The sequence below is a fragment of the Pantoea sp. PNA 03-3 genome (assembly GCF_003201175.1).
Lineage (GTDB): Bacteria > Pseudomonadota > Gammaproteobacteria > Enterobacterales > Enterobacteriaceae > Pantoea > Pantoea stewartii.
In genome coordinates, this window is sequence record NZ_QICO01000001.1 from 303444 (window position 1) to 320960 (window position 17517).

Consider the following 17517-nt stretch of genomic DNA (forward strand, 5'->3'; position numbering starts at 1 on the left):
CATATCATTTACCAGGGGCGAGCCATGAACCTTGACGATGACAATCTGTTTCGTGACGCGATGAATGACGTTACGCCACTCAAAGATGCAGAAAATACGCGCTGGAATCACAGCGCTGCCAGCAAAAAAGTGCCGCCTCGGTCACCAGAACCTGAAGACGAAAACTTTTTAACCCGCGGTTACCTGGACATCATTCCTCTTGAGCAGCAACTTGAGTTTAAAGCTGAAGGCATCCAGCAGGGCGTGCTGGATAAATTACGCAAGGGGCAATATGCGCTGGATGCCAGCCTGAATCTGCTACGCCAGCCTGTTGAAACCTGCCGTCAAAATTTGTTTACCTTCATGCAGGATGTCCGTAAAGCCGGCTACAGAAACCTGCTGATTATTCACGGCAAAGGCCGGGACAATGAATCTCATGCCAACATTGTGCGCAGCTATCTTGACCGCTGGTTGCGTGAATTTGACGACGTCCAGACCTTTTGTGTCGCACAGAAGCAGCATGGCGGCTCCGGTGCGCTGTATGTCGGTCTACGCAAAACGGAAAAAGCGCGTCAGGAAAACTGGGAACGCCATGCTAAACGCAGTCGCTAGCTGTGAAACTTACGAATGGTACTCATCAACACTTCGGCGCTCAGGCTTAAGGTGTTACCGGTGCGCGTGATTATCCCTACGGGTTCACCCGGGCCGGGAGAGGTGATGGGCAACGATATCAGGGCATTGTGGCTGAGATCTTCTTTGACGGCCCCGGAAGGCACAAACCAGATGTAGTCATAGCGCAGCGCCAGCTGACGGGCCAGCGACGTTGAAGACGTTTCGACGCAATGGGGCGGCAGACAGCACCCTTGCTCATCCAGCATCTGCTGTGCCAGGCGGCGCGGCGCGGTGCCTTCCGGGGAAATCACAACAGGCCACTGCATGGCACGTGAAAGCGTGACGTTGTCACTTAAAAGCGGATGCTCCGGTCTGACGACCAGCTTTAATGACTCCAGAAACAGCAGTTCATAGGTCAGGCCGGTCATCATCTCTTTATCCGCCATTCGGCCGATGCCCAGATCAAACTCGCCCGCTCTCAGCCCCGCCAGCAACACATTATTATGTAAGGTGGCAACCTGAATGGTCGTGTTGGGACGCAGTTGATGAAAACGGTCAAGAATCTGTGGCAACATGCCCATCGCCGCCGTGGTTAAGGCACCAAGGCGAATGACTACCGGACGCTCGTTAATCTGTTCATTAAAACTCTGGCCGGCATGATTCAGCGCTTCTAACACTTTTACCGCATGGATAAGAAACTGTTCTCCCATGGTGGTCAGTTGTGCGCCCAGCCGACCGCGTTCGAACAGGCGGACGCCGGTGAGTTCTTCAAGTTCGTTGAGGGTTTTAGAAAGCGCAGGTTGACTGAGACTTAAGGTCTCGGCTGCACGCCCCAGGGTTCCCTGCTGCGCGACGGCAACAAAGGCATGTAAATGGCGCAAGCGAATGCGCTGATTGAAAAGGATATTTTTTTCCATTTACCCAACTTAATGACATTGCCAGGTGACAGGCAACTATTTAAGCTGGATTTTGTTAACTTTGCTGCAAATTTTTATTAACAATGTGTACTTTTTGCAGCGGAGCGTTTTAAGTGGTTGATTATTAATGATGGCGTTGTTTTTTTGCCTGACACAACGTTTTTCACGGTTGCTGAAAAAACATCAACTTACCGCATTGCTTCTGCTTCGGCCGGAAATTTCATGCGTTTTATCGTTAACGATCAGCTATCATAAGTGCCGTTTTTTTTACCAAATCTGATAGTTGATTAAGTCAGCCGTTGAGGAGTTTACCCGTGAGCAGTGTCGAGGCGGTAGATGTTCGCCAGTTAATTAATCAGGGTACTCTGAGTGGTGGCCAAATTCGGTTAATTGTACTCTGTTTTATCGTGGTTGCGCTCGATGGTATGGATATTGCCCTGATGGGTTTTATCGCGCCGACGCTGAAAACCGCCTGGCACGTCAGTACTCATCAGTTGGGTGTCGTGATCAGTGCAGCGCTGATTGGTCTGGCGCTGGGGGCGATGGTCGCCGGGCCGCTGGCCGATCGCTTTGGCCGCCGGTTAATGATCATTTTCAGCGTCCTGTTTTTTGGTCTGTGGACGCTGGTGACCGCATTTTCCCATAGTATCGAACAGATGATCCTGTTCCGTTTTTTGACCGGGCTGGGGCTGGGAGCGGCCATGCCCAACGTCAGTACGCTGGTGGCTGAATATGCGCCGGAGCGGCGCCGTTCATTCATTATCACCGTGGTGTTTTGTGGCTTTACCTTTGGGGCCGCCAGCGGCGGCTTTGCCGCGTCATGGTTGTTACCGCGTTACGACTGGCATTCCGTTCTGTTGCTGGGCGGCATTCTTCCTTTGCTGGTCCTGCCGGTCCTGATCCGTCAGCTTCCTGAATCGGTACGTTTCCTGATTAGTCGCGGTGCGCCCGCGCAGCACATTCGCGCCATTCTTGAACGTATTCTTCCCGGCAGTACGAGCCCGGATACGCATTTCCATGCGACCGAAGCGGAAAAATCACCTGCTGAACACAGCGCCATCGCAACGGTCATTTCTCCTCGCTACCGCATCGGCAGCCTGATGCTCTGGGGCGGCTATTTTATGGGGCTGTTCCTGGTGTATCTGATCGGCAGCTGGCTGCCATCCCTGGTCAATACACAGGGAATGTCCGTGACGGAAGCGGCGATAATCACCGCGATGTACCAGGCAGGCGGCACGCTGGGATCGCTGTTTGCCGGCTGGCTGATGGATCGCTTCAATGCCAGTCTGTCGCTGGCTGTGATCTACTTCTGCGGCGGTATCGCTATTGTCGCGCTGGGTTTTTCACCGCCGCAGGTCGTTATCATGAGCGCCATTGCCTTCTGCAGCGGTTTTTGTTTTAACGGAGCGAATACCGGCATGAATGCGCTTTCCGCCAGCTACTATCCTACCCATGCCCGCGCAACCGGTTCCAGCTGGATGCACGGGGTGGGCCGAATCGGCGCCATCCTCAGTGCCTTTGTCGGGGCTGAAATGTTGTCACTCGGCTGGTCGTTCAGCGTTATTTTCTTGCTGCTCGCCATACCGGCACTGCTGACCACCGTGATGCTGGTGGTGAAAAATCGCTACGGTTTTAAGCCGATCACAAATTCATGATATTTTCCGCTGACCGCAGCGCGTTGGATTACAGTAGCTGCAACGCTCATGCTGTCAGGTGGTAAATATGGATAACTTTATCAGTGCGGATACGATTCGCACGGGCTTCTCCCAGGCCATGTCGGACATGTATCAGCAGGAAGTGCCGCTCTACGGGACGCTGATGCAGTTGGTGAAAGCGGTTAATGAGGCAACGCTTGCGGCTGATAGCGTGCTAGAGCAACGGCTGACCGAGGCCGATGAACTCAGCCGCCTCAGTCTGGAGCGCCACGGGGCCATTCGCGTCGGTAGCGCGGACGAGCTTGCCATGCTGCGCCAGATGTTTGCCGTCATGGGCATGTTTCCGGTGGGCTATTATGATCTGTCGCAGGCGGGCGTACCGGTGCACTCCACCGCGTTTCGCCCCATTGATGATGAAGCGCTGCAGCGCAATCCTTTTCGTATTTTTACCTCGCTGTTACGGCTGGAGCTGATTGCCGACCCGGCGCTTCGGGATGAAGCCGCACGGATATTAGCCTCGCGCGATATTTTCACGCCGGAATGCCGAAACCTCATCGCGCTGCATCAACAGCAGGGCGGACTGACGGCGCCCCAGGCGCAGGCGTTTATCAACGAAGCGCTGGAAACCTTCCGCTGGCATTCACACAGCCTTGTGGAGAGCCGCACCTATCAGGCGCTGAACCAGCAACATCGGTTGATCGCGGATGTGGTATGTTTTCCGGCCTGCCATATCAATCATCTTACGCCACGCACGCTGGATATTGATTGTGTTCAGGCGCTGATGCCGACGTATGGCATTGATCCCAAAACGGTGATCGAAGGTCCGCCCCGGCGCAAGGTGCCTGTTTTGTTACGCCAGACCAGCTTCAAGGCACTGGAAGAACCCGTCATTTTCACCGACGGTTTTCAGGGCACGCACACGGCGCGCTTCGGTGAGATCGAACAGCGCGGCGCGGCCTTAACGCCGCAGGGCCGCGCGCTTTACGATCGTCTGCTCAGCGAAGCCGGGAGCGGTGCGGATAATCAGCAGCACCAGCAGCAGCTCACGGCGACCTTTGCGGCTTTCCCGGATGATGAAAACGCATTACGTGAAGCCGGCTTAGCCTGGTTTACTTATCGGCTCAGCGAAAAAGGGCGAGCGGAACCGCCGCAGCGTGGGGAATCACTGGCAAGTCTGATTGAGCAGGGGCGGATTCTGGCGGACCCTATTATTTATGAAGATTTTCTGCCTGTCAGTGCGGCAGGGATTTTTCAGTCTAATCTCGGGGACAAAACGCCGACACGTTCGGCGGGACAGGCAAGCCGGAGCAGCTTTGAAACCGCACTGGGCTGCCCCGTGCAGGATGAAATGGTGCTGTATGCAGAGCGGCAGCGGGCGTCCTTACAGCGCTGCGGCATTACCTTATAATATGAACGGGGCGGAACCGCCCCGTTTTTCCTTTACTGCAGGCGCGTATCACGGACCAGCGTAAATCTTCCCGCCCCCAGAAACATCACCACCAGAGCGCCGAACAGGTAAAGTGCTTCCGTTTCCAGTGCCCAGGCACCGACATCGGTGCGATGCCATACTGCGCCGGTTTTGACCAGCAGCGTGGCGACAACCATATTCACGGCAATGATAAACGCCGCTGGCCGGGTCATGAAGCCTGCGATCAGCATCAGCGGCGCAATCATTTCCCCCATCCAGGCACCCCAGGCGATAAAGCCCGGCAGACCGTGTTGTCGCAGCAAATGGGCAATCCAGCCCACGCCATGCACGAGCTTAAACTCACCATGAAACAGCAATAATCCCCCCAGAGTCAGACGTAGCAACAGTTTTCCAAGATCGGGATGATCGGTCATGCGCACAAAAACCTGATTGATACCGCTAAACATTGTCAGTTCCTCAAAGGCGTTTTCGTTACGCTCTCCACTAAAAACATTTTCATGACAGGGGTCAATCACGGCGACGCCTTCGGGCAATTTTTCAGCGCATTTACCGTTTTGCTTAACAACGCGTCAGAACTGGACAACATCAGATTGCCTGAAATAATGAAAAGGCACGCTAACAAGGAACACTGCATGAAAAATGACGGCCTGAAAATCGCGCTGACTGACGGAGAACTGCAGGGCACCCTTGATGACGGGATCTTTGTATTCAAGGGCATTCCGTATGCGGCACCGCCAGTCGGCGCGTATCGCTGGCGCGCGCCACAACCGGTTACGCCCTGGCACGGTGTACGCAATGCACAGCACTTTTCTGCAGCGAGTTGGCAGAATCGTGACTACTGCCTGGCGATTGGCGGAGGCGATCCTGGTGTATTTAGTGAAGACTGCCTGTACCTCAACGTCTGGACGCCAGAGCTGCAGCCAGAGGTTCCACTCCCGGTTATGGTCTGGCTTCACGGCGGTGGCTTTACGATCGGTTCAGGTGGGCTGGCACCCTATAGTGGAAAACCCTTAGCCTCGCGGGGTGCGGTGGTGGTGACCCTTAATTACCGTTTGGGACATCTGGGTTTTTTTGCTCATCCCGCACTGGAAAAAGAGCAGGCTGACACGGGCCATATCAACAATTTCGCGCTGCTTGATCAGATCGCGGCATTACGATGGGTACAGCAGCATATCGCCGCGTTTGGCGGGAATGCCAGCAACGTGACGCTGTTTGGCGAATCGTCGGGCGCCCGCAGTGTGCTTTCGCTTTGCTGCTCACCGCTGTCCCGGGGGTTGTTCCACAAAGGGATCGTGCAAAGTGCCTATAGCCTGCCAGACGTCACCCGCGACGCGGCACGTGAAAAAGGCGTTATGGTGGCGACCGCGCTGGGTTTACCGGCGGATGCCAGCATGGCGCAGCTGCGTGAGCTGCCTGCGGACGCCTTCTGGCCGCTGGACAGCTCGCTGGGCCTCGGTCCGGTGGCCATTGCCGGTGATACGGTGCTGCCCGAGCCGGTCCTGAAAACATTGATGGCGGGAAAACAGCACCGCCTGCCGCTGATGGCGGGCAGTAACAGCGATGAAGCGAGCGTACTGGTCTGGTTTGGCGTGGAGGCTGCCGCCGTGGTGGAACAGCTACGGCGTAATAACCATTTTCATTATCGGTTACTGCGCTGGATTTACCGTACCGGGGATGATGCGCTGCTGGGGCGGGCTGTCGCGCGGGATATGACGTTTAGCATTGTTCCCTGGCTGATCATGCGTGCGCAGGAGAAAGCGGGCATGCCGGGCTGGCGCTACTGGTTCGACTACGTTTCAGAACGATCGCGCGATCTCTACCCGCACGGCACCTGGCATGGTAATGAAATCCCTTACGTGATGAATACGCTGGCGATGATGCCGCCTGCCGACGACGACCGCACCTTTACCGCCGCAGACCATGCTTTTTCTCAACAGGTTTGCGATTACTGGTTTCGCTTCGCACGTGATGTAACCCCGCACACGACGATGATTGAAGGCAAACAACGCTGGCCCGCCTGGCGCAAAAAGCATGACGTGACAATGTCACTGGGATGGCAGGGTCAAGCGGCTCTCAAACTGTTACCGGGTTTTATGCGCCGCCGCCTCGCTTTGTTCCGTTTGATGATGTCCCGCCTGGTGCGACTGTAAAGGGTGAACCAGCGCGGTGCATGCCAGACGTACGCCGGCCTGCACATTTCCACCCGCACATTATCTGTGCGGGTGGATGAAAAAAAATAACAAGACCGTTACATTTTCCCGCGAGCTGCCGATAAATCTCCTGTGTCCGGTTTTACGGATTAACGTTCAAGGGATTTCTGTATGGGTATGCTTAAAAATTTCACTATTCGCACGGTTATGTTGACCATTCTGGGACTGTTTAGTCTGTTGTGGAGCGGCATTGGGCTGTTCAGCATTCATTCGCTTAACTCCCTCAGTGATGGCAATGATGTGGATCGCCATATCGTTGAGCAGATGACCGCGTTAAGTCAGGGTAACGACCAGTATTTTCGTATGATTACGCGTTTGTCGCGTGTGATGGAGAAAAAGGCCGCCGGTGTCGCCCAGGATGACACCGCCTTTGCTCCGGTACAGCAGGCGTTAGATAACATGCGTCATCAACTGGCGCTGTTTAAACAGCTGTCACCCGGACCCATGGACGCGGCCGTGACGAATGAGGTCATTGATAAATGGCAGCAACTGCTGGATCAGGGCGTCACCGTGCAGTTGCAGCGTGCCCGTCAGGATTCGCTGGATGCCTATCGTCAACAGGCGAATGACGTCACACCTGCGCTCAGCCGCGCCTTCGGTGCCAGCACCGAAGCGTTTAACAACGTGGCCAACAAGAAACTGGGACAAACCCGTGTCGAAGTGGATCGCCTGACCGCCGTGACTAAAACGATGATTTCAGCCACCGTGGTGATTGGTCTGCTGATTCTGCTGTTTACCGATCGTTATCTGGTCACAATGCTGGTCAAACCGCTGGAGAAGATTCGCGAGCATTTTGCCGTAATCGCCAAAGGGGATCTCAGTAAACCCGTTCAGGATATGGGCCGTAACTGCGTCGGTAAACTGGTTCCGCTGCTCAGTGCGATGCAGGACAGCCTGCGTGATGCGGTCAGTGCCATTCGCAGCGGCACAGAGAATATCTCGCGCGGTGCCGCCGAAATCTCTATTGGTAATAACGATCTGTCCTCCCGTACGGAAGAGCAGGCTGCCGCGCTGGAGCAAACCGCCGCCAGTATGGAACAGCTGACCGCGACCGTGAAATTTAACGCGGAAAATGCCCGTCAGGCCAGTGCACTGACCGAAGCGGCAACGCTGACGGCGAAGCAGGGCGGCAACCTGGTGGATGAAGTTGTGACCACCATGAACGGCATTTCCGACAGCTCGAAGAAAATCGCTGAGATCACCAACGTCATTAACGGTATTGCGTTTCAGACCAACATTCTGGCACTGAATGCGGCCGTAGAAGCCGCGCGTGCCGGTGAACAAGGGCGAGGCTTTGCCGTCGTCGCCAGTGAAGTGCGCAATCTGGCACAGCGCAGCGCCGGTGCGGCGAAAGAAATCGCCGGGCTGATTGCCGATTCTGTGCAGCGCGTGGAAAAGGGCGCGGAACTGGTGGGTACCACCGGCGGCACGATGAGCGGCATTTTAAAATCCGTCCAGGATGTGGATGCAATTATGAAGCAGATCGCCGCCGCCTCGGAAGAGCAGAGCAAGGGCATTTCTCAGGTTGGTACGGCTGTGACGGAAATGGACAGTGTGACGCAGCAAAACGCGGCTCTGGTTGAAGAGGTTTCTGCCGCCGCCAGCGCGCTGGCGCTGCAGACGGAAGCGCTTCAGGCTTCTGTTGCACAGTTCCGGTTATCGAGCGATGCGCCGGTAGCGCTGACACAGGACAGAAGGCCGCCAGCGGCGTCTGCAGGCCCTGCAACAGCACCGTCTCCTGTACTGCGTCCAAAAGCCGCCACGGCGGACAACGGCGACTGGGTCACCTTCTAATCAATATGATCACCGCCTTCATCATGAAGGCGGTGATGTTTCAACTGCCTGTCTTTGCCGTACTCCCCGATTGCGCCGCCAGATAACACAGTTTCTCCGCGACCTGATACGACTTAACGAACGACTTCACCGGCAGGAATTCGAAACGTGAATGGAAATTGTGCGCGCCTGTGAAAAAGTTAGGGGTGAAAATACCGCGGGCAGATAAGGCCGCGCCATCGGTACCGCCGCGCATGGGAATCACTTTGGGTGTAATGTCCAGATCGCGCATGGCAGCAAAAATCAGATCCAGCGCCCGGCGGTCGTCGCCCATGGCATTGCTGATATTGCTGTAGATATCGTGAATCGTTATCTCGACCTGTCCGGTGGGATAGCGTTCAGCAATCAGGCTGGCAACATGCTGCAATTGTTCTTTGCGCGCGGCAAAGCTCGCCAGATCGAAATCGCGAATCGATGCTTTCAGCGTCGCAACACTGGCATTGGCCTGCATTTCATTGAACCAGATATAGCCTTCACGGCCTTCGGTGTGTTCGGGCGTCGCCTGCCTGTCGAAGTGACTGATAAAGTCATGCGCCATCAGCAGCGGGTTGACCAGCACACCTTTACCGGACATCGGATGGGCGGGAACCCCGGTGAAACGCAGCTCTGCCGCCGCGCCATTGAAGTTTTCATAGACCACTTCACCCAGTTCACAACAGTCGATGGTCCAGGCAAAGTCCACATTAAAGCGGGTGTTAAGATCCAGCGCTTTGGCACCGCGCAGGCCAATCTCTTCATCAGGGACAAACGCGACGACTACATCACCGTGCTGATCCTGCAGGTTTTCCATTAACGTCATAACGACGCTGACCGCCGCTTTGTTATCGGCGCCCAGCACGCTGGTCCCGTCGCTGAAAATAATGTCCTGGCCGATATAAGGGGCAATTTCAGGATGCGCATCCCGGCGCAGCCAGATGTTCTGTTCGGGATTAAGGCACAGATCTTCGCCCTGCCAGGTCAGGATCTGCGGGTGAATATCAGGTGACAGACCGACGTCAACCGTATCAATGTGCGTAATAAATCCAATGCGTGGCGCGTCAGGGCAGTTGCCCGGTTTAACTGCCGTCACCGTCGCCTGTTCATCAACGACGACCTGTTCAAGCCCCAGTTCGCGCAATTCATCCGCCAGCAGCGCCGCCATCGCATGTTGACTCGGGGTGCTCGGTAAGGTGCTGGACTTTGCATCACTCTGACTGCTCACCGCCAGATAACGGAAAAAACGCGTGATCAACTGCGTCTGAAGTTTGTCGGTCATCACTAATCCTTATTAGTTGACTACATGCGGGGTTCGCTATGGTGAAGATTCATGCTATCAATCCACTGTTTGCACCGTTTATTTAGAGAGTCTGATATATAGAAGTCAACATAAAGCGAGGATAATAATGAGAAACAGGTTTACAACCCTGGGATTGCTGACGGCCGGTATCGCATTGGCAGGAAGTGTTAACGCGACGACGCTGGTCTACTGCTCAGAAGGCTCACCGGAGAACTTTAATCCGCAACTTTACACCTCGGGAACCAGCGTGGATGCCAGTGCCGTGCCGGTGTTTAACCGCCTGGTTGATTTTAAAACCGGCACCACAGAATTAATTCCAGGCCTTGCAGAACGCTGGGAGATCAGTCCCGACGGCAAAGTCTATACGTTCCATCTGCGGCATAACGTTAAATTTCAGAGCAATAAGCTGTTTACGCCCAGTCGTGATTTTAATGCGGATGACGTCATCTTCTCTTTTATGCGCCAGATGGACAGCAACCATCCCTATCACAACGTCTCGGGCGGGCACTATTCCAACTTCGACAGTCTTGAACTGGCCACGTTAATCACCCACATTGACCGCGTTGACGATCACACCGTGCGCTTTACGCTGGCGCACCCGGAAGCGCCATTTCTGGCCGATCTGGCCTGGTATTTCGCCTCCATTCACTCGGCAGAATATGCAGACAAGATGCTGAAAGCTGGCACACCGGAAAAAGTGGATAGCGATCCCATCGGAACAGGGCCTTTCCAGTTGGTTCAGTATCAAAAAGACTCACGCATTCTGTATAAGGCGTTTCCGGACTACTGGCAGGGCAAGGCCAGACTGGATCGGCTGATTTTCAGCATCACGCCAGACGCGGCAGTGCGCTACGCCAAACTGGAAAAAAATGAGTGCCAGGTCATGCCGTTCCCGAATCCTGCCGATCTCGAAAAAATGAAACAAAATCCGGACATCACGCTGAAACAGGCCGCGGGACTGAATACCGGTTTCCTGGCCTTTAACACCACCAAAGCCCCGACCGATAATGTGCAGGTTCGCCAGGCGCTGGCCATGGCGATCAACAAGCCTGCTATTATCGAGGCGATTTTTAAAGGCACTGGCGTGGTGGCGAAAAACATTCTGCCCCCCGGCGTCTGGAGTGCCGACAAAGACCTGAAGGATTACGATTACGATCCGGAAAAAGCGAAAGCGTTATTGCAACAGGCAGGCGTGAAACCAGGAACGGAAATTGCGCTCTGGGCGATGCCGGTACAGCGTCCCTATAATCCCAACGCACGCAGAATGGCGGAGATGATCCAGGCAGACTGGGCAAAAGTGGGCATCAAAGCCAATATTGTCAGTTACGAATGGGGCGAATACCTGAAACGTGTGCGCAGCGGTGAACATCAGGCGGCCCTGATGGGCTGGACGACGGCAACCGGGGATCCGGATAACTTCTTTGGTCCGCTTTACAGCTGCACGTCGGCGAAAGGGGGATCGAACTCATCAAAATGGTGCTATCAGCCCTTTGAAAAGCTGATTACCGCCGCCCGTGCCGAACCCGATCAAGCCAAACGCACGGTCATGTATCTGCAGGCGCAGCAAATCATGCACGACCAGATGCCGGCCGTAATGATTGCCCATTCCACCATTTTCGAACCGATCCGCAAATCGGTGACCGGTTACGAAGTGGATCCCTTCGGCAAACATATCTTTTATCAGGTCGATATTAAGCCGTAATGTCCGTCACCGGCTTCACAGGGAGGTGAGTCGGTTTGCCTGCAAAATCCCTGATATGTTGTACAGTTAACCTGTACAGGTAATAAAGTGGAGCACAAAAATGGCAAACGGCTGGGCAGCAGAAGGGGCAGTACAGGAGCAAATCGACAGCACCGTTAATGACGGTATCGAACGTGTGCGTCAGTCACTGGGACAGGGGGAAAGTGCCACAGAATGCGAACTGTGCGGCGAGCCGATTCCCGAAGCCCGCCGTCAGGCACTCAAGGGTGTGCGTTATTGCGTTTCCTGTCAGGAAAAGATCGATAAGCAGAAAAAAGAGAGCAGTCTCTACAACCGGCGTGGAAGTAAAGACAGCCAGCTACGCTGATCTCAGGAGCCAGGCATCGCCAGGCCGCTGCCGATGAACCAGGCGAGAAAGCCAATACCTGCCACGATGATAGCGATGGGGAACAGCAGACCAATTCTCATAATTATCCTGTGAGCTTACGCCACGTCAGGCCAGCCGCAAGGCGGCACGGTTGTTCTTCAGCAAAGTAAATAATTCAAACTGCGTGGCGTCCGTGATCTGACGCTGCACTTCACCCTGCGTATACAGCAGCAGATGAATATGCCCCAGTTGACGCCAGACGATGATCGCCGAGGCAATCAAGGCGCAGGTCGTTTCTGCCTGCACGCATTCTACTGTAGCGTAGCGAACGTCGTCTAAATCATTCGTGAAAATTTTCACCGCCTCAGCAGGTAAGATGGCCTGGAGATCCTGCAACATCACCCGGCTGACGCTACGCGACAGGTACAGCGTTAACCACTTTCTCGTCATGAACGTTGATCCTTTTTCGAGGTTAACAGATGTAATGGATGAGTCAGGTAGAAGGGCATCCTCTGACAATATAAGCGGTTATCCGGTGTGTTTAGCACCTTTCTGACGCGCTGCCTCTTCGGGCGCCGGAACAGGTCGTCTGGCCGTTCAGTGCCGCAGTGCATGATAGCAGACGAAGACGCATCGGCAGGCTTCTGCGAGGCGCAGAAGCCTGCTTCAGTTAACCATTAGAGCGTAACTGTGGGTAGCGCCGGAAAATATACACGCACCACAGCAGCGCGACCAGGCCGATCATCGCTCCCACGTTACCGACGTCAGACAGGCTCATATATACGCTCACCTGACTGCCCAGTAACGCGCCCGCACCGATGCCGATGTTGTAAATGCCGGACATCAGCGACATCGCCACGTCGGTGGCATCGGGTGCCAGTGACAGGACACGGATTTGCATCGCCAGGCCAATCATCATCATCGCCATTCCCCAGACGACGCAGAGGGTGATAATCGCGCCAGGACGCACGGCGGCAAAAATTAACAGCCCCATGCATAAGGTGACCAGGGCGATGGCGCTGATCAGCAACGCTGAGGGAAAGCGTTTACCCAGCGAACTGAACAGCAGACTGCCAATAATGCCGGCAGAACCAAACAGTAACAGCAGCAGGGTGGTAAAACTTTCGCTGGCATTCGCCACCAGTTGCATAAAAGGTTCAATATAGCTGTAAGCCGTATAGTGCGCGGTCACAATGAGTGTAACCAGCAGGTACATGCCTGCCAGGGCCGGGCGGCGGAACAACAGCGGTACGCTGCTTAATGAACCGGTGTGTTCACTGGGCAGACGCGGCAAGACGCGCGCCAGCATAATCATCAGGATCAACGCTGACAGCCCGATCACGCCAAAGGTGGTGCGCCATCCCAGCGCCTGCCCCACAACGCGACCAATGGGCACCCCCAGCACCATGGCCAGTGCCGTACCGGTTGCCAGCATACTGAGCGCCTGCGTTTTTTTACCGGCAGGCGCCACACGAATGGCCAGTGAGGCGGTAATGGACCAGAACACCGCATGTGACAGCGCAATGCCAATGCGGGAAACGATTAACGAACTGAAGCTCCAGGCGAATGTCGAAAGAACATGGCTGGCTACAAAGAGGCTAAACAGTACCGTGAGCAGTAACCGCCGTTCAACATTGCGCGTCAGCAGCATTAACGGCAGGGACAGCAGCGCCACCACCCAGGCATAAATCGTCAGCATAATGCCCACTTCAGCGGTTTTCATCGAAAACCCGGCAGCAATATCCGACAGTAAACCCACCGGTACGAACTCAGTGGTATTGAAAACAAAAGCGGCGATGGCCAGCAGCACCACGCGTAGCCAGGCCGTTTTACGGGAAACAGTTGTTAAAGGCATGAGAAGTTAAATCTGTCTGTGCGTCAAAAGAGGATGACAACGATCATCCCACGAAAGTGACCTGCGTCACAATTTAGTGGCTATTGTGTAGGAATCAAGCGCCGGGTGGAACCACCTGGCGCAGATTATGGTGATTTTTTTAGCCCGATGTGCAGCGTCAGGGAATCAGGGCTGGCGCGTCCCGCGTCCCGGCATCATACGCAGCAGCGTATTGTCCTTCAGCGCATAGTGATGGAACAGGGCTGCAGCGACATGTAAGCCGATGAGCCAGTAGCCCAGTGGCGCCAGGGTTTCGTGCCAGTCGACGAGCGTATCAGAGAGATCGAAATCAGGTTCCGCAGCGACCGGCATGGGAATGCCGAATAATAACCACTCACGGCCCTTCAGGTAACGTGAGGCGATACCCAGCACCGGCAGGCTGATAAATAAGGCATAAATCAACGTGTGCGTCAGGTGTGCCAGGCCCGTTTGCCAGCGCGGTACGGGGGGCGTAATCGCGGGGCTGCGATGGCGAATTTTCAGCAGTAACCGTGAGAGCATCACCACCAGAATGGTTGCGCCCGCGCTAAAGTGTGTCACGGTCATCACAAAGCGCTGCCAGGAGCCCCGTTCCACATAACCGCGCAGCTCCATCGTGGCATAGACAATAATCAGCAGCAGCACGGTCAGCCAGTGAAGGGCAATTTGAGACGCCGCATATTTATCACGCATGTTAAATCCCTGTATGAAGAGTAAGGCCTCTAAGATAACGGAAAAAAGGCAAAATGCTTAACGAATTGGCGACTTAAAGCGGGACGGCTACAGGGGCAGGTCGGCAGCAACTGAATGGCGGGCTGACAGGGCAGATGGCGGCGATATTCCGCCATCCTCGGGAAAAACGCGGCTGAATGGGATCGCAAAGGCATGCGCTGTGATCAGAAATCGATACCGTGCTTCAGTCCAACGCTGTCATGCAGGGGTGGGGTTTGAGCAGACATAACCGGGCAACAGTCGTCGCAGCCTAATGCGCTGGCATAATATTTTCGGGCCTGCTGTATAGCCGCTGTTGCAGAGTAAAACGTGCCCAGAAACAGTCGGTCTTCCAGACCCGGAAGGTAGCGACAGCCTTTGGCGTGTACCACGTGGTTATCGTTGTAACCGGATTGTTTATTGACGTAATAGTAATGCGCCATGAGGTCTCCCCTAACAGTGAATTCAAAGATGGCATTAATCTTTGGGATTAAACCGATTATAGCGGGGAAACATCGGTAGTTAGCAATGATACTGATAATACGGACAATTCTTGTACAGCGGATTTTCCGGGCCGCATTGTGCCCGGAAAATTTGTTAAGTTTTGCTAGAGTTTGCGTTGATGCAGCCGCCACGCGACCGCCAGAGCCAGCAGCAGCAGGGTAGAGATAAACACGGTAATGCCCGGCCAGCCAAACTGATGCCAGAAAAAGCCTCCTGCCGTACCCGCCACGCTGGACCCCACATAATAACTGAACAGATACAGTGAAGACGCCTGGCCTTTTGCGCGACGCGCGCGTGGCCCAATCCAGCCGCTGGCCACGGAGTGTGCGGCGAAAAAGCCAGCACTGAACAGCATCATCCCAATAAAGATCAGAACCAGCGCATGAAAGGCGGTCAGGAGCAGGCCCGTCAGCATGATAAGCGTTGCGCCCAGCATCACCGGCCCCCGGCCATATCGACTGGTTAACGCGCCGGCTTTGGGCGAACTCCACGAACCGGTCAGGTAAACCACGGACAGCAGTCCCACCACGGCCTGGCTTAAATGCCACGGCGCACCCAGCAGGCGATAGCCGATATAGTTAAACAGGGTGACGAACGCCCCCATCAGCAGTAAGCCTTCCGCGAACAGCAAGGGCAGGCCCGCGTCGCGCCAGTGCAGGCGAAAGTTAATGGCCAGATGGCGGGGGCGCAGGGATGTCGGGTGAAAATGCCGCGAGGCGGGCAAAATTTTCCAGAACATCAGGGCGGCCGCCAGGGCAAAACAGCCAATGGCGGCAATGGCGACGCGCCAGGAGAAAAAGTCGGTTAATACGCCGCTGATCAGGCGACCGCTCATCCCGCCAATCGAATTTCCGCTGATATACAGCCCCATCGAAAAGGCGACTACGCTGGGATGGATTTCTTCACTGAGATAAGTCATCCCGACGGCCGCTACGCCGCTGAGCGACAGGCCAATAAGCGCCCGCATCAGCAGAATGCCGTGCCAGCTTGTCATGGTGGCCGAAATCAGCGTGCAGACGGAAGCCAGCATCAGCGCGGTGACCATGACAGATTTGCGACCGACAGCATCGGACAAGGGGCCGGTAATCAGTAAGCCCAGCGCCAGTGTCGCGGTGGAGACCGACAGGGAAATACTGCTGGCGGCCGGTGACACGCCAAACTGTGCAGAGAGGACCGGCAGCAGCGGCTGCACACAATACAGCAGCGCAAAGGTGGCCAGCCCGGCCGAAAACAGCGCCAGTGTCACGCGCATAAAGGGCGGAGTGCCGCGCACGATCCACGCCTGAGAAGGTGATGCAGGCTGCTGCGCCACATTTCTGTCCAGGGCGACAGCCGATGAAGAGCGATTCACAGTAATCCTTATGAGTAAAAACAACGAATAACGTAAGGCTAGGAAAAGCGGATTAGGTTGTCTAATATATTAATAATCTCAAATAATATTTTTAACCTATGAATATCGAGCTGCGTCACCTGCGTTATTTTATTGCCGTTGCAGAAGAGCTGCATTTTGGCCGCGCGGCGCAACGGCTGCATATTTCTCAGCCGCCGCTCAGTCAGCAAATCATGCACCTTGAGGCAGAAACCGGGGCGCAGCTGTTTAACCGCACCAACCGCAGCGTGCAGCTCACGCCGGCCGGGCAACAATTTTTGCAGGATGCGCGCGCCATTCTGTTGCAGGTTGAGCAGGCGACCCAGCGTGCGGCACGACTACATCGGGGAGAAGAAGGGGAACTGCGCATCGGCTTTACCTCCTCTGCCGCTTTTATTGGTGTCGTCTCGGATGCGCTCTACCTGTTTCGCCAGCGCTGGCCTGATGTTCATGTTCAGATGCAGGAAATCAATACCCGGCAGCAGCTGACGCCGCTCCATGAAGGGAAACTCGATTTGGGTGTGATGCGCAACACGCCGCTGCCTGCGGATCTGCATCATCAGCTCCTGTTACAGGAGCCGCTATGCGCGGTGGTGCACAAAGCCCATCCGCTGGCGTCCGCCGGGAAGATTTCTTTACAGGCGCTGGCCAGTGAGCCTTTTGTCTTTTTCGATCCGCAGGTGGGAACGGCGCTTTACAGCGAAATACTCGATTTACTGCAACGCTATCAGATCAAACCCTATATCACTCAGGAAGTGGGCGAGGCGATGACAATTCTCGGTCTGGTCGCGACCGGTTTAGGCGTGTCTATTTTACCGGCATCGTTCAGCCATGCCCGCCTGACGAATGTCGTCTGGCTGCCGCTTGAGGAACCGGATGCACTTTCGGAAATGTGGCTGGTCTGGTCTGCGCAACGGGAAATGAGCGCGCAGATGGCCCATATGATGGCGCTGTTGCGGCGGGAAAACGAACACTCTCGCTAAAGGCGGAAAAATTATGTGTGATAAATCACATATCTAAGCAAATATTTGCCGCAAAAGGTGAATCTGCCGCACCATAGCGGATATTTATTTAGAAGCG

At 55.1% G+C, this 17517-nt stretch carries 17 protein-coding genes; 8 read left to right on the plus strand and 9 right to left on the minus strand.

Annotation, left to right across the window (positions count from 1 at the left end; all coding sequences use genetic code 11):
- The first annotated feature begins 24 nt into the window (after window positions 1–24).
- Window positions 25–591 carry a DNA endonuclease SmrA gene (gene smrA, locus C7433_RS01390; RefSeq protein ID WP_110267468.1) on the plus strand — a complete coding sequence of 189 codons (567 nt, stop codon included), beginning with the start codon at window positions 25–27 and terminating at the stop codon, window positions 589–591.
- Here smrA and C7433_RS01395 read toward each other — a convergent pair.
- A complete protein-coding gene (locus tag C7433_RS01395; RefSeq protein ID WP_033741756.1) occupies window positions 588–1508 on the minus strand; it encodes a LysR substrate-binding domain-containing protein in 921 nt (306 codons plus the stop codon). The genes smrA and C7433_RS01395 overlap by 4 nt on opposite strands.
- A 314-nt stretch (window positions 1509–1822) precedes the next feature.
- Here C7433_RS01395 and C7433_RS01400 point away from each other — a divergent pair, with 314 nt between their 5' ends.
- Entirely contained in the window at window positions 1823–3163 is a 1341-nt protein-coding gene (locus C7433_RS01400; RefSeq protein ID WP_033741755.1) for an aromatic acid/H+ symport family MFS transporter, read from the plus strand.
- 67 nt (window positions 3164–3230) lie between these two features.
- The gene (locus C7433_RS01405; RefSeq protein WP_110267469.1) at window positions 3231–4571 is read left to right on the plus strand and encodes a VOC family protein; all 1341 of its coding nucleotides are present in this window, start codon (window positions 3231–3233) and stop codon (window positions 4569–4571) included.
- Between the two features lie 32 nt (window positions 4572–4603).
- On the opposite strand, the gene C7433_RS01410 is transcribed toward C7433_RS01405, so the two are convergent.
- The gene (locus C7433_RS01410) at window positions 4604–5038 is read right to left on the minus strand and encodes a DoxX family protein (RefSeq protein ID WP_110267470.1); all 435 of its coding nucleotides are present in this window, start codon (window positions 5036–5038) and stop codon (window positions 4604–4606) included.
- Window positions 5039–5224: 186 nt separating this feature from the next.
- Between C7433_RS01410 and C7433_RS01415 the strand changes: the two genes are divergently transcribed.
- Window positions 5225–6742, plus strand: coding sequence for a carboxylesterase/lipase family protein (locus tag C7433_RS01415; RefSeq protein ID WP_110267805.1), 1518 nt, complete (start codon window positions 5225–5227; stop codon window positions 6740–6742).
- Window positions 6743–6913: 171 nt separating this feature from the next.
- Window positions 6914–8596: a methyl-accepting chemotaxis protein gene (locus C7433_RS01420; RefSeq protein WP_033741748.1), complete on the plus strand. Its 1683-nt coding sequence runs from the start codon at window positions 6914–6916 to the stop codon at window positions 8594–8596.
- Window positions 8597–8636: 40 nt separating this feature from the next.
- Here the strand turns inward: C7433_RS01420 and pepT are convergent, their stop codons facing one another.
- Window positions 8637–9890, minus strand: a complete 1254-nt coding sequence (gene pepT / locus C7433_RS01425) for a peptidase T (protein WP_110267471.1) — start codon at window positions 9888–9890, stop codon at window positions 8637–8639.
- A gap of 127 nt (window positions 9891–10017) precedes the next feature.
- Here pepT and C7433_RS01430 point away from each other — a divergent pair, with 127 nt between their 5' ends.
- Together C7433_RS01430 and C7433_RS01435 are read left to right on the plus strand one after the other, a co-directional pair.
- Entirely contained in the window at window positions 10018–11613 is a 1596-nt protein-coding gene (locus C7433_RS01430; protein ID WP_039340267.1) for an ABC transporter substrate-binding protein, read from the plus strand.
- A 100-nt stretch (window positions 11614–11713) separates the two neighbouring features.
- The gene (locus tag C7433_RS01435; protein WP_006119238.1) at window positions 11714–11980 is read left to right on the plus strand and encodes a DksA/TraR family C4-type zinc finger protein; all 267 of its coding nucleotides are present in this window, start codon (window positions 11714–11716) and stop codon (window positions 11978–11980) included.
- Window positions 11981–11982: 2 nt separating this feature from the next.
- On the opposite strand, the gene C7433_RS23500 is transcribed toward C7433_RS01435, so the two are convergent.
- The 6 genes from C7433_RS23500 to C7433_RS01460 form a co-directional block, all read right to left on the minus strand.
- Window positions 11983–12081 (minus strand): YoaK family small membrane protein, encoded by a 99-nt coding sequence (locus C7433_RS23500; protein ID WP_015700245.1) that lies wholly within the window; start codon window positions 12079–12081, stop codon window positions 11983–11985.
- A 25-nt stretch (window positions 12082–12106) separates the two neighbouring features.
- Entirely contained in the window at window positions 12107–12430 is a 324-nt protein-coding gene (locus C7433_RS01440) for a hypothetical protein (RefSeq protein WP_006119236.1), read from the minus strand.
- Between the two features lie 220 nt (window positions 12431–12650).
- A complete protein-coding gene (locus C7433_RS01445) occupies window positions 12651–13835 on the minus strand; it encodes a sugar transporter (protein WP_039340269.1) in 1185 nt (394 codons plus the stop codon).
- A gap of 165 nt (window positions 13836–14000) precedes the next feature.
- Window positions 14001–14546 carry a cytochrome b561 gene (cybB, locus tag C7433_RS01450; RefSeq protein WP_006119234.1) on the minus strand — a complete coding sequence of 182 codons (546 nt, stop codon included), beginning with the start codon at window positions 14544–14546 and terminating at the stop codon, window positions 14001–14003.
- Between the two features lie 203 nt (window positions 14547–14749).
- On the minus strand, window positions 14750–15007 hold the full coding sequence (locus tag C7433_RS01455; protein ID WP_033741742.1) for a hypothetical protein: 258 nt from the start codon (window positions 15005–15007) through the stop codon (window positions 14750–14752).
- A gap of 164 nt (window positions 15008–15171) precedes the next feature.
- Window positions 15172–16419 carry an MFS transporter gene (locus C7433_RS01460; RefSeq protein WP_006119230.1) on the minus strand — a complete coding sequence of 416 codons (1248 nt, stop codon included), beginning with the start codon at window positions 16417–16419 and terminating at the stop codon, window positions 15172–15174.
- Window positions 16420–16517: 98 nt separating this feature from the next.
- Between C7433_RS01460 and C7433_RS01465 the strand changes: the two genes are divergently transcribed.
- Window positions 16518–17420 carry a LysR family transcriptional regulator gene (locus C7433_RS01465; protein ID WP_110267472.1) on the plus strand — a complete coding sequence of 301 codons (903 nt, stop codon included), beginning with the start codon at window positions 16518–16520 and terminating at the stop codon, window positions 17418–17420.
- Window positions 17421–17517: the final 97 nt, after the last annotated feature.

Coding starts and splice junctions, on each gene's coding strand:
- C7433_RS01395 (WP_033741756.1), bottom strand. CDS start 1,508: ATGGAAAAAAATATCCTTTTCAATCAGCGCATTCGCTTGCGCCATTTA.
- C7433_RS01445 (WP_039340269.1), bottom strand. CDS start 13,835: ATGCCTTTAACAACTGTTTCCCGTAAAACGGCCTGGCTACGCGTGGTG.
- C7433_RS01420 (WP_033741748.1), top strand. CDS start 6,914: ATGGGTATGCTTAAAAATTTCACTATTCGCACGGTTATGTTGACCATT.
- C7433_RS01430 (WP_039340267.1), top strand. CDS start 10,018: ATGAGAAACAGGTTTACAACCCTGGGATTGCTGACGGCCGGTATCGCA.
- C7433_RS01465 (WP_110267472.1), top strand. CDS start 16,518: ATGAATATCGAGCTGCGTCACCTGCGTTATTTTATTGCCGTTGCAGAA.
- C7433_RS01440 (WP_006119236.1), bottom strand. CDS start 12,430: ATGACGAGAAAGTGGTTAACGCTGTACCTGTCGCGTAGCGTCAGCCGG.
- pepT (WP_110267471.1), bottom strand. CDS start 9,890: ATGACCGACAAACTTCAGACGCAGTTGATCACGCGTTTTTTCCGTTAT.
- cybB (WP_006119234.1), bottom strand. CDS start 14,546: ATGCGTGATAAATATGCGGCGTCTCAAATTGCCCTTCACTGGCTGACC.
- C7433_RS01455 (WP_033741742.1), bottom strand. CDS start 15,007: ATGGCGCATTACTATTACGTCAATAAACAATCCGGTTACAACGATAAC.
- smrA (WP_110267468.1), top strand. CDS start 25: ATGAACCTTGACGATGACAATCTGTTTCGTGACGCGATGAATGACGTT.
- C7433_RS01435 (WP_006119238.1), top strand. CDS start 11,714: ATGGCAAACGGCTGGGCAGCAGAAGGGGCAGTACAGGAGCAAATCGAC.
- C7433_RS01405 (WP_110267469.1), top strand. CDS start 3,231: ATGGATAACTTTATCAGTGCGGATACGATTCGCACGGGCTTCTCCCAG.
- C7433_RS01410 (WP_110267470.1), bottom strand. CDS start 5,038: ATGTTTAGCGGTATCAATCAGGTTTTTGTGCGCATGACCGATCATCCC.
- C7433_RS01415 (WP_110267805.1), top strand. CDS start 5,225: ATGAAAAATGACGGCCTGAAAATCGCGCTGACTGACGGAGAACTGCAG.
- C7433_RS23500 (WP_015700245.1), bottom strand. CDS start 12,081: ATGAGAATTGGTCTGCTGTTCCCCATCGCTATCATCGTGGCAGGTATT.